This is a genomic window from Streptomyces sp. NBC_00075, assembly GCF_045041225.1.
Lineage (GTDB): Bacteria > Actinomycetota > Actinomycetes > Streptomycetales > Streptomycetaceae > Streptomyces > Streptomyces adonidis.
This window is the reverse complement of record NZ_CP108243.1, coordinates 5,759,048-5,773,122: the sequence shown is the minus strand read 5'-3', so window position 1 is coordinate 5,773,122 and position 14,075 is coordinate 5,759,048. Positions and strand designations below refer to the sequence as shown.

The 14,075-nt window shown below is 71.8% G+C and carries 13 protein-coding genes and 1 tRNA gene; 8 read left to right on the top strand and 6 right to left on the bottom strand.

Annotated features, from left to right (window positions below; translation table 11 throughout):
* Positions 1-24: 24 nt before the first annotated feature.
* Both OG787_RS25100 and OG787_RS25095 read left to right on the top strand, forming a co-directional pair.
* Positions 25-321, top strand: a complete 297-nt coding sequence (locus tag OG787_RS25100) for a type II toxin-antitoxin system VapB family antitoxin (RefSeq protein WP_003999914.1) — start codon at positions 25-27, stop codon at positions 319-321.
* A 122-nt stretch (positions 322-443) separates the two neighbouring features.
* Positions 444-1,091 (top strand): LytR C-terminal domain-containing protein, encoded by a 648-nt coding sequence (locus OG787_RS25095; RefSeq protein WP_405536447.1) that lies wholly within the window; start codon positions 444-446, stop codon positions 1,089-1,091.
* Between the two features lie 156 nt (positions 1,092-1,247).
* On the opposite strand, the gene upp is transcribed toward OG787_RS25095, so the two are convergent.
* Positions 1,248-1,883, bottom strand: a complete 636-nt coding sequence (gene upp, locus OG787_RS25090; protein WP_369029007.1) for a uracil phosphoribosyltransferase — start codon at positions 1,881-1,883, stop codon at positions 1,248-1,250.
* A gap of 116 nt (positions 1,884-1,999) precedes the next feature.
* Between upp and OG787_RS25085 the strand changes: the two genes are divergently transcribed.
* From OG787_RS25085 to OG787_RS25065, 5 genes are all read left to right on the top strand, one after another.
* Positions 2,000-2,182, top strand: coding sequence for a hypothetical protein (locus tag OG787_RS25085; protein ID WP_369029263.1), 183 nt, complete (start codon positions 2,000-2,002; stop codon positions 2,180-2,182).
* Positions 2,183-2,445: 263 nt separating this feature from the next.
* Positions 2,446-2,997 (top strand): hypothetical protein, encoded by a 552-nt coding sequence (locus OG787_RS25080; protein ID WP_235476937.1) that lies wholly within the window; start codon positions 2,446-2,448, stop codon positions 2,995-2,997.
* Positions 2,998-3,059: 62 nt separating this feature from the next.
* The gene (tadA, locus tag OG787_RS25075) at positions 3,060-3,488 is read left to right on the top strand and encodes a tRNA adenosine(34) deaminase TadA (RefSeq protein ID WP_369029008.1); all 429 of its coding nucleotides are present in this window, start codon (positions 3,060-3,062) and stop codon (positions 3,486-3,488) included.
* Between the two features lie 45 nt (positions 3,489-3,533).
* Positions 3,534-3,618: transfer RNA gene (locus OG787_RS25070), tRNA-Ser, on the top strand.
* Between the two features lie 166 nt (positions 3,619-3,784).
* Positions 3,785-5,026 (top strand): aspartate kinase, encoded by a 1,242-nt coding sequence (locus tag OG787_RS25065; RefSeq protein ID WP_369029009.1) that lies wholly within the window; start codon positions 3,785-3,787, stop codon positions 5,024-5,026.
* A gap of 89 nt (positions 5,027-5,115) precedes the next feature.
* Here OG787_RS25065 and OG787_RS25060 read toward each other — a convergent pair whose 3' ends face one another.
* The 5 genes from OG787_RS25060 to OG787_RS25040 form a co-directional block, all read right to left on the bottom strand.
* Entirely contained in the window at positions 5,116-6,348 is a 1,233-nt protein-coding gene (locus OG787_RS25060; protein WP_405536446.1) for an FAD-dependent monooxygenase, read from the bottom strand.
* A 24-nt stretch (positions 6,349-6,372) separates the two neighbouring features.
* Positions 6,373-7,686, bottom strand: a complete 1,314-nt coding sequence (locus OG787_RS25055) for a phenylacetate--CoA ligase family protein (RefSeq protein WP_405536445.1) — start codon at positions 7,684-7,686, stop codon at positions 6,373-6,375.
* A 17-nt stretch (positions 7,687-7,703) separates the two neighbouring features.
* Positions 7,704-8,483, bottom strand: coding sequence for an amidohydrolase family protein (locus OG787_RS25050; protein WP_369029012.1), 780 nt, complete (start codon positions 8,481-8,483; stop codon positions 7,704-7,706).
* Positions 8,480-9,586, bottom strand: a complete 1,107-nt coding sequence (gene griH / locus OG787_RS25045) for a 3-amino-4-hydroxybenzoic acid synthase (RefSeq protein ID WP_405536444.1) — start codon at positions 9,584-9,586, stop codon at positions 8,480-8,482. Before griH ends, OG787_RS25050 begins: the two co-directional genes overlap by 4 nt.
* A gap of 76 nt (positions 9,587-9,662) precedes the next feature.
* A complete protein-coding gene (locus OG787_RS25040; protein ID WP_405536443.1) occupies positions 9,663-10,490 on the bottom strand; it encodes a 2-amino-3,7-dideoxy-D-threo-hept-6-ulosonate synthase in 828 nt (275 codons plus the stop codon).
* Between the two features lie 347 nt (positions 10,491-10,837).
* Between OG787_RS25040 and OG787_RS25035 the strand changes: the two genes are divergently transcribed.
* Positions 10,838-13,666: an AAA family ATPase gene (locus OG787_RS25035; RefSeq protein WP_405536442.1), complete on the top strand. Its 2,829-nt coding sequence runs from the start codon at positions 10,838-10,840 to the stop codon at positions 13,664-13,666.
* Positions 13,667-14,075: the final 409 nt, after the last annotated feature.

Below are 14,075 nucleotides of genomic sequence, written 5' to 3'. Positions count from 1 at the left end.
CGTCTGGACCGGTAGGCTTTCCGTGTGATCTTCAAGCGCATCGGAAACGGCCGGCCGTACCCCGACCACGGCCGGGAAAGCACCCGGCAGTGGGCGGACGTCGCGCCGCGCCCGGTCCGCCTCGATCAGCTCGTGACGACCAAGGGCCAGCTCGACCTGGAAACCCTGCTCGCCGAGGACTCCACGTTCTACGGCGACCTCTTCGCGCATGTCGTGAAGTGGCAGGGCGACCTGTATCTGGAAGACGGTCTGCACCGCGCGGTCCGGGCGGCCCTCCAGCAACGCCAGGTGCTGCACGCACGCGTGCTGGAACTGGACTGACGTCCGGCTCCCCGCCCCGTCACCCCTCTTTCACTGGCCTTATTGGCCCTTTCGGGTACTACCCGGGCCAGGTCAATGATCATTTAGTAGGCATCACCGCCCGGGCGCACTACGCTGCGCCCATGAGCATGCTGACTCCCCCCGGAATGGGCGGCCAGTACCGCATCACGGGGGACAAGTACCCGCGGATGCGCCGACCCCGGGGACGCCGCAGACTCGTGCTCGGACTCGTGGCCTCCGTCGTCGCCCTCGGCCTGATCGGCTGGGGCACCTTGCAGCTCATCGACGTCTTCACGGGCGGCGGCAGCAAGGCCACGGCGGCGGGCCCGAAGGCGGACTGCGCCACGAAGGTGACCCCCTCGCCCACGCCGACGGCCCCGAAGACACTCCTCAAGCCCGGCCAGATCACCGTCAACGTCCTGAACGCCACGCCCCGCAGCGGCCTCGCCAAGCAGGCGGCGGACGAGCTGCGGAAGCGGGGCTTCCGGATCGGGGACATCGGCAACGCGACCAAGGCCTACGACAAGAAGATCGCCGGCGCCGGGATAGTGCTCGGCGCGAAGTCTGCGGCCCAGGGTGCGCTGCCTGTGCTGGGCACGCAGCTTGCCGGGGCGCAGGTGAAGACCGACGCGCGGGCGTCGGCCACCGAGGTCGATCTGCTCATCGGTACGAAGTTCACGGCGCTGACCAATAAGCAGGAGGCCGACCAGGCGCTGGCCGCGCTGGCCAAGCCTGCGGCGGCGCCGTCCAGCTCCCCGAAGGGTTGCTGAACGATCCGGCGATGTGTCGTCGTCCGCTGCGGGCCGGTGGGGGCTTGTCGCGCAGTTCCCCGCGCCCCTAAAAGGGGCGCTCCTGCTCGGGCCTACTCAGCCGCGCCGTCGTGGCTGGTCGCGCAGTTCCCCGCGCCCCTGAAGGGGCGCGCCCGTCTACTCAGCGGCGCCGTACAGCCTGTCGCCCGCGTCTCCCAGGCCCGGGACGATGTAGCCGTGTTCGTTGAGGCGCTCGTCCACCGAGGCCGTCACGACCGTCACCGGGGTGCCCGCCAGCTCGCGTTCCATGACCTCGACGCCCTCCGGGGCGGCCAGCAGGACCACGGCCGTCACGTCGTCGGCGCCGCGCTTGATCAGCTCCTGGATCGCCGCGACCAGGGTGCCGCCGGTGGCGAGCATCGGGTCGAGGACGTACACCTGGCGGCCCGAGAGGTCCTCCGGCATCCGGGTCGCGTACGTGGACGCCTGGAGCGTCTCCTCGTCGCGCACCATGCCCATGAAGCCCACCTCGGCGGTCGGCAGCAGCCGGACCATGCCGTCCAGCATGCCGAGACCGGCCCGCAGGATCGGCACGACCAACGGGCGCGGGTGGGACAGCTTGACGCCCGTGGTCGAGGCGACCGGCGTCGTGATGTCGACCTGTTCGGTGCGCACGTCGCGCGTGGCCTCGTAGGCGAGCAGGGTGACCAGCTCGTCGGCGAGACGGCGGAAGGTCGCGGAGTCGGTGCGCTGGTCGCGCAGCGTGGTGAGCTTGTGAGCGACCAGGGGGTGGTCGACGACGTGAAGACGCATGGCCCTAACAGTAGCCGTGGTCCTGTGCGGGGGCTCGGCTCCCCGATCACTCCTCCGCTGGCATCAAACCGCCCGACGGAGGGAAAGTGGGAGAGATGGACTGGGGGTGTGTGCCTATGCCCGACCGGGAGCATCGGGAACAGAAGGCGTCGGAGACCGACGCCGAGCGGCGTCGGCGCCGGGCCGTCTTCCTGCGCGAGCTGACCGAGGCGCGCGAGTTGCGCGACCGTGTCCAGCCCCGACGCGCCAAGGCCGCCCGCCTCCGCCACGCCATGCGCATGCGTACGTTCCGCTGGTAGTAGGCGCGTTGAGGGGGTGGCCGTGCGGGGGTGGCCAGGGAAGCCGGTTACGATCCGCTGGTGGCGGCAACGAGAGCGCTGGTGAAGGGCTCGGCCGACAAGCGATCAAAAGAGCCGGACACAGGGTGCCGAAGACGTCCCCTGAACGCTCCGTTTCTGCCACGATTCCGAGTGGGTGGGGCTCGGCGCACAGCATTCCCCACCCAAAGCCTCCGCCGGGGGGACCCCCAACCGGCACGCCTAGGACCAGTGGGAGAGTCACGGTGTACTTCGCCGCACTGCTCGCGCGCACCGAAGACGGGTGGGAAGCGAGCGACACAGAACTCGACGATGTGGAAACGCTGTCGGACCTGGCCGAACTGGCCCGTGAAGCCTCCCCCGAGGACGACACGGTGCTGGTGCTCATCGAGCAGGAGGACGCCTGGTTCGGCGTCGTCCGCGTCGACGGCGAGGACGACCCCCGGATCTACGTCTCGGACGCCGCCGCCGCTGCCCGTAGCTCGTACGGCGAGATCCTGCTCACGGCCGAGCTGCTCGGCCGCGATCCGGACGACCTCGATACAGATCTGGACGCCCTCGACCTCGACGGCACCGAGGACGGTGAGTCGGACAGCGATCCGGACGCCGACTCCGACGATGACGACGAGGCCGGCACCTCCGCCGAGGCGGTGCCGCACGGCCCCGTCGGCGACACCGAGATCCTGGACGACCTCGGCGTCGGCGAGAAGGAACTGCGCGCCCTGGACGCCGACGACGCGCTGAGCGCGATCGCCGACGCCCTCGGAGCGTCGGAGGTCCTGGAGACGGTGCGCTGAACGAACAGGGCCTGACCGTCGAGGGGGCGCCCGACCCCGTACGTGATCCATGGCGGGCCGCGATGCGGCTCGCCATGGCCGAGGCCGGGCGGGCCGTCCTCGGCGGTGACGTCCCCGTCGGTGCCGTCGTCCTGGCCGCCGACGGTACGACCGTCCTCGCGACCGGGCACAACGAACGCGAGGCGACGGGCGATCCGACCGCGCACGCCGAGGTCCTCGCGATCCGGCGGGCCGCGGCCGACCTCGGGGAGTGGCGGCTGTCCGGCTGCACGCTCGTCGTGACGCTCGAGCCCTGCACGATGTGCGCGGGCGCCCTCGTGCAGTCCCGGGTCGACCGGGTCGTCTACGGCGCCCGCGACGAGAAGGCGGGCGCGGCCGGCTCCCTCTGGGACGTCGTCCGCGACCGCCGCCTCAACCACCGCCCCGAGGTGATCGGCGGCGTCCTCGCGGACGACTGCGCGCGCCTCCTGACCAAGTTCTTCCGGAACTAAAAACGGATTTCGGAGCACACCGAACCGTGCTGTAAGGTCTGTCTCGGTAGCGTGTCCGAGCGGCCGAAGGAGCTCGCCTCGAAAGCGAGTGTGGCGCAAGTCACCGAGGGTTCAAATCCCTCCGCTACCGCCGTAGGACGAAGGGTCCGGCTCGATGAGCCGGGCCCTTCGTGCGTCCTTCGTCCGGCGGCATGACGGATCACGCGTTCACGTGGTCTTGCCGGGGTTCTCGGTCGTCGGACCGCATCCCGCGAACGGGTGATGCCCTCCATGGCCGCACCGGGCAGGCTCCGGTCATGGGCATTTTGGTGCAGAAGTACGGGGGAACCTCGCTCGGCGAGCTGGAAAGACTTCTGAAGGTGTCCGAGCGTGTGGCGACCACCCGTCGCGCCGGCCGGCGCACCGTGGTCGTCGTCTCGGCCCGCGGGGACACCACCGACCAGTTGCTGGCGCAGGCCGAGGAGGTGGGCGGCCGGCACGCGGCGAGACGTTCGCCCCGGGAGGCCGATCAGCTGCTGGCGACGGGGGAGTACGCCTCCGCCGCTCTGCTGGCACTGGCGCTGGAGCGGCTGGGTGTGCCGGCCGTCTCGCTCACCGGGCCGCAGGCGGGGATCGGGGTGGTCGGCCGGCACGGCGAGGGCGTGATCGACACGATCGACACCGGGCGCGTACGGCGTTTCCTCGACGAGGAACGCGTGGTCGTCGTCGGCGGCTTCCAGGGGGCGAATCACGTCGGCGACGTGGTCACCCTCGGCCGAGGCGGATCGGACACCACCGCCGTCGCGCTCGCGGCGGCCCTCGGCGCCCGGGGATGCGAGATCTACACCGATGTGGACGGTGTGTACACGGCCGACCCCCGGCTGGTGCCCTCGGCCCGGAAGCTCTCCCGGGTGACCCCGGACGTGATGGTGGAGATGGCGTTCGCAGGCGCCCGGGTACTGCACTCCCGGGCGGCGGAACTGGCCGCGGGCAAAGGAGTCGTACTGCATGTCAGGAGTTCTCTGGTCCATACGGAAGGGACCGTGGTGGGTGAGGAGCACGTGAACGCGATGGAGACCGGGAACGCGATCACCGCGATCACGTCGGACACCGATGTCGCACGGATTCTCGTGCACTCCAAGGGACAGCGGGACCAGGCGTCCGAGGTGCTGGGCATCCTCGCCGGAAACGCCGTCCCGGTCGACCTCGTCGCCCGCTCCGGACCGTACGAGGAGGAGTTCCGGATGGGCTTCACCGTGCGGCACAGCGATGTCGAGCGGGTCAGGGGGGCGCTGGAGAGCGCCGCGGCCCGCTTCGGCGGCGGCGTCCGGGTGGACGGGGACGTGGCCAAGGTGTCGCTGGTCGGCATGGGTCTGCTGAACCGCCCGGAGTACCTCGCACGGGCGACCGCGGTGCTCACGGCGGCGGGTATCCCGACCAGCTGGGTCTCCAGCTCCCAGTTGCGCACCTCGGTGATCGTGCCCAGGCACAGCCATGTGGAGGCGCTGCGGCTCCTGCACACGGAGTTCGGCCTCGCGGAGGCCGACGACGGCGGCTGACGGGCGCGTACGACGGTCCGTACGACGGGGGGACGACGCCGCGGCGTCGTCCCCCCGTCGTACGGACCGTCGTACGGAGCGTGCTGGTCCTACCCGAGCTGGTCCTGAAGGAGCACCGCCTCGGCGTCGTAGCCGTACAGCCACTCCTGCTCGCGCAGGCTCTGGGCGCCGAGCAGGGCCGTGTCGCGCTCGCGCTGTCCCTCTCCGTCGGAGAGGTGGAACCTCCGGGAGTTGGAGCGGGACAGCTGCTGGAGCCTGTCGGTCCGGGGCCGGCGGGTCCGCTCGTAGCGGGCCAGCGCCTTCGGGATGCCGTCCTGATCGGCCACGCGCAGACAGGCGGCGAGCACGATCACGTCCTCGATCGCCTGGTTGGCGCCCTGGGCCTGGAACGGGAGCATCGGGTGTGCCGCGTCACCGACGACCGCGATCCGGCCTCCGGCGCTGCACCAGTGCCGCAGCGGGTCGCGGTCGTGCAGCGCCCAGCGGCCCACCTGGTCAAGGGCCTTGAGGACGTCGGTCGCCTCCTGGTGCCAGCCCTGGTAGGCGTCCACGACGTCCTCGACCCGGCCTTCCGCCGTCCATGACTCGGTCGACCAGTCGCCGGCCGGGGTCGTGGCCCCCACGCTGACCCACTTCCCGCCGCTGACCGGGTAGCACACGACGTGCTGCCGCGGCCCCAGCCACAGCCGGACCTTCGGCTCGTCGAGCGGGAACGGCAGCCGGTCGGCCGGCACCAGCCCCCGGTAGATGGACTGTCCGGAGAAGCGGGGCTCGTCCATGGCGAGGGCGTCGCGCACCACCGAGTGGATGCCGTCGGCGCCGATCACCACGTCGGCGTCGTGCGTGGAGCCGTCGTCGAAGTGGAGTCGCGCACCCTCCGGCAGCTCCTCGACGCGCACGCATCGGCGGCCGATGTGCAGGATGTTGTCGTCGATGCCGGACAGCAGCGACTGGTGCAGATCGGCGCGGTGCACCGTGTAGTACGGCGCCCCGTAGAGCTCCTCGCAGGCGGCACCCAGCTCGGTGCGGCCGAGCAGCCGGCTGTCGTCCCAGCGGCGCATCTCCACCGCGTCGGGGCGCACCACCACCGGACCCAGCCGCTGGGCGAGACCGAGCCGGTGCAGCAGCCGGGAGGCGTTGGGCGCGATCTGCACACCGGCCCCCACCTCCCGCAGGTTCTTCGCCTGTTCGAAGACCTCGCAGCGGATGCCTGCCCGGCCGAGGGCCGTCGCCAGGGTGAGACCGGCGATACCGGCACCGACGATTGCCATGCTGCCGCCGTCACGCTTCAGCGCGTGGGGCGGGCGGTTCAGAGGCTTCATGATCAACAACTCTCGACGGCGGTCTCAGTAATAGAGGATGGCCTTGTTCCAGTCCTCGTCCGGGCCGAACAGGCTCCGGGGCTTCACGACGTCGGGCATTCCGCTCAGTACGTCCTGCGGAACCAGGGTGCCCGGGACGACGCCGTCGATCCGGCACTCCACGCCCAGCTCCCGCCGTACCGCGCGGGCCAGTTCGGCGCAGGCCTCGCTCTGGTGCCGGGCGGAGACCTCGATCTCGACGCGCAGGAGTCCGGCGGCCGTCTGGGCCCGCCAGAACAGCACGCCGTACTCGTACGGCAGTCGGTAGACGATGTCCTCCAGCTGGTGCTGGGTGATCAGGGTGGCGTCGATCCGGTGGCCGTAGACGGCCCGTCCGAGCACCGTGACGGTCGGCAGCACCCAGCCGCACGGGCACGGGTCGTACGACACCTCGACGTTGTCCTCGAGGTTGTAGCGCAGCAGGGGCATCGCCTCGCGGTGGAGCGGGGTGACGACGAGCTGGCCCTCGCCCTCCCGGCCGATCCTGCCGGTGTCCGGGTCGCGCACCTCGAACAGCACCCGGTCGGCCCACAGATGCAGCCGGCCCGCCGGGCACTCGCCGGCCAGGCTGCCGGTCTCGGTGGAGCCGTACTCCTCCACCACCGGCACCCCCCACAGCCGGCTGATCCTGGCCCGCCGGGCGGTGCTGAGCGGCTCGCCACCGACGAACAGCGCGCGCAGTGCCGGGAAGTCCCGGTCCGGCCGGAGGCCCTGGGCCCCGGCCGCGGCGGCCCACAGCAGGCACTCCGTCGGCATCGACCAGGTCAGCGTGACGTCGAGGTCGTGCAGTGCCCTGACCACCCGTGAATACGGCATGGCCAGGGAGCGGTTGTCGCCGGGAACCACGGTCGCGCCCTTCAGCCGCCCCGCCGCATGGGCCAAATGCCCGGTGAGCAGCATGGCGTAGGGGGTGCGCACCAGCAGGGTGTCCGAGGCTCCGATGTCGACATGCTTGCGGGCGAAGCGCTCGGCGAGGTCGACCCAGTCGGGTTCCGTGTAGAAGGAGGGGGTCGGCGAGCCGGTGGAGCCGCTCGACTCGTGGTAGGTCGCCAGTTCCGTGTTCGGGACCGCGAGCATGCCGAACGGGTACTGGGCCCGGAGGTCGTCCTTGGTGGTCGTCGGCAGCCGGTCGAAGGCGGCCGGGTCGGCGGGGACTCCGTCGGGGCTGTGCCGTGCCTGGTAGAAGGGCGACTTGGCGGCCCGCGCGAGAACTTGGAGCAGCGACCGCCGCTGGAGCGCCGCCAGTTCCTCGTAGGTCGACCAGTCGCCCGGGTGGGGCAGCCTGTCCGGATCCGTCATCGTCACTCCCATCCGAGTCACTTCCATCCGAGAAGCCGGCCGGCGTTGCGCCAGGCGATCTTCTGCCAGTCGTCGTCGCTGATCCCGAGGTGCCGGAGTTTGGTCAGCTCCACCTCGGGGTGCTGGAGCGGGGCTTCGGAGCCGAAGAGCACGCGGTCCGCGCCGAGCTGAAGCACCGCGGCACGGGCGACGCAGCCGTAGCCGCCCGAGGTCTCCAGCAGCACGTTCGGCAAGTGCGCGATCAGTTCGACCGCGTAGAGGTCGATGTTGCCGATGCCCGCGTGACCGAGGACGAAGGTGACCTCGGGGTGGCGGGCGGCGAGCGACACCAGGTCGGCGACCCGGCTGCCGGGCCGTTCCAGGCAGACGGTGTAGACGCTGTGGCCGACGTCCCGGGCGACGCCGACGAGGGCGGCGGTGCGTGGGTCGCTCAGCGGGACCCCGTGGACGGCCGGGGAGATCTCCACGCCGTGGAACGCGTCGGCCGCCCGGCGGTAGTGGTCCGGGTCCCGGTGCGGGTTGGCGAAGAAGAAGGGGATCAGCCGGCCGTCGGACGCCGCGCACGCCCGCAGCACCGCGTCGTTGTCCGCGTCGGTCTCGATGTGGCCGCCCTCGACCAGGAACCGGGAGAGCTGTTCGAGCGGCATGGTGCCGCCCGCGCAGACCACCGCGCGGGCGATGCCGCACTCGTCCATGGTGGCGAGCAGGCGGCCCGGTGCCTGCGGCACCGGGGCCAGCCGGACATGGAAGTCGACCACCGGCCACCGGGCCGCCGCCACCGGCAGGGGACCGCTCACTTCTCGAGGCAGAACTCGTCGATCGGGTAGCCGACGTGCCGGTCCTCGCTCGGCAGATAGCCGAGGACCTTGTCGCCTGCCTTCAGCTCGGTGCTGTTGAGCACGACACCGCCCGGGCCGAGCACACGTACGTGCCAGTCGTCCTGGAGGATGAGGTTGACCTGCCGCCCGTTCGGCGCGACCGCGTCTATGGAGATCAGCGGACGGGACTCGATCTTGACCCGGCCGACCGTGACCATCCGGGTCTGGCCCTTGATGTCGACGGCCATCACCTTGCTGCCCGCCTTGAGTTCGCTGAGGTAGCTGGTGCGCTCGTCCTTGGACAGCGTGTACGAGTGGATGGCACCCGCGTTGACCCGGAACGGACGCGTCGGCATGTAGGGCAGCGGATGCGTCTCGCTGACGCACAGGATCATGCCCTTGGAGTGCGAGCCGACCAGGATGCCCTCGTCCTCACGGAAGTACGTGCAGGTGTCCACGCAGGCCCGCTCGCCCATGCCGATGTGTGCGGTCTCCACGACCTCCAGCTCCACCAGGTCGAGGTCGGGGATGTCGGACTGGGCCGAGGCCTTCAGCTTGGCCGCGTCACCGACCGTCTTCGGCGCCATCATCACGCCGTCCGAGCCCAGCTCCAGGACCCCGAAGATGATCTCCGCCTCCTCGACGTCCTTGGCCACGGTGACCAGGCTGCCCGTCGAGCGGGCGGCGGCGGCGATCACGATCTCCAGCGGGATCTTGGTGGGGTCACGGAAGAGCAGCAGGCTCCACCGCTCGGTACGCGCCGACTCGCAGGCGTCCTCCAGGGTCGACGCGTCGATGATCTCCACGAAACGGCCGAACTCCACGCCGGTGTGCTTGAGGGCGAGTTCGGCCGGGGTCACACCGTGCCGGGCGGGGTCGACCACGACCACCGTCGCGTCGCCGAAGTCGTCCGGCAGGTCCTTGCCCTGCGGGAAGAGGATCTTGGTGATGGTGGGCGGCAGGTCCGCCAGGTCGGCCGTGTCGTCGGCGACGACGCCTTCCACGCGGTAGTGCAGCGCCTCCTGGAGAATCGCGGCCTTGGCCTCGCCGAGGCCCCGGATGTCCAGCCAGCTGATCTTCATCGTCCGTACTCCCATGCGTGGTGTGAGTGGTGTGAGCGGTTACGTGGGGCGGGTGGGCGGGGGCGGGCGGCGCCGCTCAGCCGACGAGCGGCTGGAGCCGCTCCAGTTGCCGGTGGCCCGCGGTGTCCCGGTCGCGGCGCAGGAACTCCGCGATCTGGCGTGTCATCGCGCCGGGATCGGCGGCCTGGAAGATGTTGCGGCCCATGGCGAACCCGCTGACGCCGCCGCGCAGCGCCTCGTCCACGTAGGCGAGCACGTCGGGCACCGTGGTCCTGCGGGGGCCGCCGGCCACGATGACCGGGATGGGGGCGCCCCTGACGACGTCCGCCATCTCGTCGGGCGAGCCGACGTACGGGGTCTTGACGACATCGGCGCCGAGTTCGGCGGCGAGGGTGACGGCGTGGGCGACCAGTGCCGGGTCCCGGGGGTTGGTGATCTTCGGGCCCCTCGGGTAGACCATCGCCAGCAGCGGCACGTTCCAGCGGTCGCAGAGGTCCGACACCCGGCCGAGGTCGGTGATCTGCTGACGTTCCCCGGCCGAACCGAGGTTGACATGGACGCTCACCGCGTCGGCGCCGTGGCGCAGCGCTTCGTCGACGCCGCTCACCAGGTACTTGGCGTCCGGATCCGGGGCGTGGACGGTGCTCGCGCTCAGATGGACGATCAACGAGATCCGGGAGAACCGGTCCGGGTCCACCTGACGGAGTCCGCCCTTGTGCAGCACCACCGCGTCGGCGCCGTTGTCCGCGAGCTGTCCCACCAGGGTGTCGAGGTCACCGTCCCGGGTGGTGACCGGGCCGTCGCTGATGGGGTGGTCCAGCGGTACGACGAACAGCGGGTCGCCGTTGTCGCCGTAGAGCCTCCTCAGCCGGAGTTTCCGGCCGAATGAAAGATTCGTGAACATCACGCGTCCCTCTCTACGGGTTCGGGCAGGGAACCCCCGTTGGTCCCGCGTCCTCGTTCGAATGGAATTGCCCGTGGCCCGCTGACGAGAAGTCTTCGCCGCCCGGCCACGGCACGGCATCGCCCGTTTACGTGATCCGGCCCCGGACGGCACGGGAGATTCACCCTCCGGGGCCGCCCCCTTCCGCCGCCGCTCCCGACCTCGCGGGCCGGGGTGGTAAATGCCGAAGGTCCAGCTCAGAGCACGTCCGAAAGCAGTTGCGCCGACGGGAAAACATGTGCGAGCCATGCAGTCGGCCAGGAGAATGGGTCCCATGAGCCGCAATTCACGGGGGAATGATGGAGAGCGTGGTTGATACACAGGCCGCTCCTGCAGTCGGCCGGGGCGCCGAACTGGGCAGGATCCGCGCCGCACTTGAGGCGACGGTCACGGGGGCCGGCGACTGCCTCGTGGTCGAGGGACCACCGGGCATCGGCAAGAGCCGGCTGCTCCAGGAGGCCGCGCGGGAGGCGGAACAGCTGGGCATGACGGTCGCTTTCGGCCGGGCCACCGAACTGGACCGGGTCGCACCGCTCGCCGTACTGCTCGCCGCGCTGCGCGGCAGCGTGCCGCCGGTGGTGGACTCGGTGGACATGGCGGCGCTCGGCGGGGTGGGGAGCCAGGAAGCGAATCGTTTCTGGCTCGTCAACCAGATCGGCGAACTCATCGAGGAGCACACCCGCACCCGCCCGTTGCTGATCGCCCTGGACGACGCCCAGTCGACGGACGAACTCACCGCGCTCACCCTTCAGATCCTGGTGCCCAGACTGCGGGCCTGCCCGGTGCTGTGGCTGCTGGCCAGGCGCCCGCAGTCCGACCGGTCGGCGGGGTACGACGTGGTGGGCCGGCTCCTCCAGAACGGTGCCCGGCATGTCGCCCTCGCGCCGCTCGGCCCCGACGCCGTCGCCGAGTTCTGCGCCCACGCGCTCGGGGCCGCCCCCGCACCGGCGCTGATGGCGCTCGCCGCACGCAGCGACGGCAACCCGTTCCTGCTGGAACAGCTGCTCAACGCCCTGCACGGCAGGGTCCGATTAACCGAGGACGGCACGGCCGACGTGACCGGGGACGACGCCCTGCCCTCCGACTTCCTGTCCGCCATCGACTACCAGCTGCGTCATCTGTCCGCCCCCACCCGCCGGCTCCTGGAGGCCGGCGCCGTCCTCGGCCGCCCGTTCTGCCTCAACGAGGCGGCCGACCTGCTGGGAGAGCGCGGGGTCGCCCTGGTGCCGCAGGTCGAGGAGGCCGTCCAGGCGCACGTCCTCGTCGACGAGGGAGCGGCGCTCGCCTTCCGGCACGACCTCATCAGGGAGGCGATCTACGACGAACTGTCCGGGTCGGTACGGCGGGTCCTGCACCAGGAGGCCGCCGCGATCCTGGAGGCGGCGGGCCGGCCACGTGCCGAGGTCGTGCTGCACATGGTGCGCGGCGCCGCCCGGGACAACCCGCACACCATCGACGTACTCTGCGAGGCGGCGGACGAGGTGGCCTCCACCTCCCCGAGCACCGCCGCCGACATGATGCAGCAGGCACTCGATCTGCTGCCCACCGACGATCCCCGGCGTTTCACCTTCATCGCCCGGGCGGTGAGCCTGCTCGCCTCGTCCGGCCGCATCCCCGAGGCCCGTGCGCTGGGCGGAGCGGCACTGCGCCACACCATGAGCGGCGTCCATGAGGCCACCGTGTACGTCGGGCTGGCCGAGGCACTCAAACACGCGGGCCAGGACTCCGCGGTGATCGAGTGCACCCAGCGCGCCCTGGCCCAGCCCGGGGTGCCGGAACCGGTGCGCGGACAGCTCCTCGCGGTCCAGGCGCACGCTCTGCTCAACGGCGACGACCAGGACAGCGTGGTGCGCGCGATGGCCGCGGCGACCGAGGCGATGGAGGTCGGGGAACCGGACGTCGTGGTGTTCTCGGGCTCGGCCCGCAGCGCCGCCGCCCGCATCCGCGGCAGGCTCGACGAGGCCGTCTCGCTCGCCTCGGACGCCGTACAGCTCGCCGACGACACCGGCGGGAACGCCCGCCACCGGCACCCCCGGCTGTGGCTGGGCCGGGCTCTCGTGGCGTCCGACCGCTTCGGTGAGGCCGATGCCGTGTTCGAACTGGGCGAGCGCGACACACGTGCGCTCGGCTCGGTCTGGTCCCTGCCCCTGTGGCACTACGGCCGGGCCGAACTGCGGCTCATGTCAGGGCAGTTGGACAACGCCCGCGCCGAGGCGCTGGCCGGCCGGGCGGTGGCCGAGCAGCTCAACGCGCTCGCCATCGTTCCGTCGCTGCTCGCCGTCCTCGGCCAGGTGGCGATCCACCAGGACGAACTGGTGCGGGCCCGGGAGGCGCTCAGGGACGCCCGTCGGCTCGTCGAGTCCGGATACGGGGTGGTGGTGGAGGACATGAACTGGGTCCAGGCCCAGCTGGCGTATGCCGAGGGGGACCCGAAGGCCGCGGTGACAGCCCTGTCCGGCGTCTACGAGAGCCTCGACGAACGCCCCCTGCTGCTGACCCAGATCGCGTGGGCGGCCCCGGCGATGGTCCGGTTCGCCCTCGACGCGGGGGCCCGCCCGCAGGCGGAGGCCGCCGCGGCGGCGGCCCGGACGCTGGCCGACAACACGCCGAAGGTGGGTTCGCTGGCGGCTGCCGCGTATCACGCCGAGGGACTCCTGCACGACGACGTGACCGTGCTGCGCACCGCGGTGGACGCCTACCGCGGCAGCCCCCGCGAGCTGGCGCGGGCCATCGCGCTGGAGGACACCGCGCAGGCCGAGGCCCGGGCGGGACGCCGCAGCCGCGCCGTCGCGCTGCTCGAGGAGGCCCTCGGCAGGTTCACGCACTGCGGGGCGACCCGCTCCGTGGCGCGGGTGCAGCGGGCGCTGCGCGCGCTGGGCGTACGCCGCAAGAAGTGGCAGTCGGTGCCCCGGGCCCAGACGGGCTGGGACAGCCTCACCGTCGCCGAGCTGCGCGTCGTCCGGCTGGTCGCCGAGGGGCTGACCAACCGGGCCGCCGCCGAGCGGCTGTTCCTGTCCCCGCACACCGTCGACACCCATCTGAGGCACGCCTTCGCCAAACTCGGAGTCTCCAGCCGGGTCGAGCTGGCACGCCAGGAGATGCTCCACGAGTCGGGCGAAGCCCCAGGAACCACCTGAACCGGCCCGCGGTCGGGGGGTGACCGGCCCCCCGGCCGCAGGGCCGCAGGGCCGCAGGGCCGCAGGGCCGCAGGGCCGCAGGGCCGCAGGGCCGCAGGGCCGCAGGGCCGCAGGGCCGCAGGGCCGCAGGGCCGCAGGGCCGCAGGGCCGCAGGGCCGCAGGGCCGCAGGGCCGCAGGGCCGCAGGGCCGCAGGGCCGCAGGGCCGCAGGGCCGCAGGGCCGCAGGGCCGCAGGGCCGCAGGGCCGCAGGGCCGCAGGGCCGCAGGGCCGCAGGGCCGCAGGGCCGCAGGGCCGCAGGGCCGCAGGGCCGCAGGGCCGCAGGGCCGCGAACAGACTCCGGGGTCTGTTCGCGGTCGATCACGGCGGCGCCAGGGCCCGTCCGGCGGATCAGGTCGCGGGAAGTCGGCCG

Bases quoted from the DNA above. Each gene is read 5' to 3' on its own strand.
- OG787_RS25095 (WP_405536447.1), top strand. From the start codon at position 444: ATGAGCATGCTGACTCCCCCCGGAATGGGCGGCCAGTACCGCATCACG.
- upp (WP_369029007.1), bottom strand. From the start codon at position 1,883: ATGCGTCTTCACGTCGTCGACCACCCCCTGGTCGCTCACAAGCTCACC.
- OG787_RS25085 (WP_369029263.1), top strand. From the start codon at position 2,000: ATGCCCGACCGGGAGCATCGGGAACAGAAGGCGTCGGAGACCGACGCC.
- tadA (WP_369029008.1), top strand. From the start codon at position 3,060: ATGCGGCTCGCCATGGCCGAGGCCGGGCGGGCCGTCCTCGGCGGTGAC.
- OG787_RS25065 (WP_369029009.1), top strand. From the start codon at position 3,785: ATGGGCATTTTGGTGCAGAAGTACGGGGGAACCTCGCTCGGCGAGCTG.
- OG787_RS25060 (WP_405536446.1), bottom strand. From the start codon at position 6,348: ATGAAGCCTCTGAACCGCCCGCCCCACGCGCTGAAGCGTGACGGCGGC.
- OG787_RS25055 (WP_405536445.1), bottom strand. From the start codon at position 7,686: ATGACGGATCCGGACAGGCTGCCCCACCCGGGCGACTGGTCGACCTAC.
- griH (WP_405536444.1), bottom strand. From the start codon at position 9,586: ATGAAGATCAGCTGGCTGGACATCCGGGGCCTCGGCGAGGCCAAGGCC.
- OG787_RS25040 (WP_405536443.1), bottom strand. From the start codon at position 10,490: ATGTTCACGAATCTTTCATTCGGCCGGAAACTCCGGCTGAGGAGGCTC.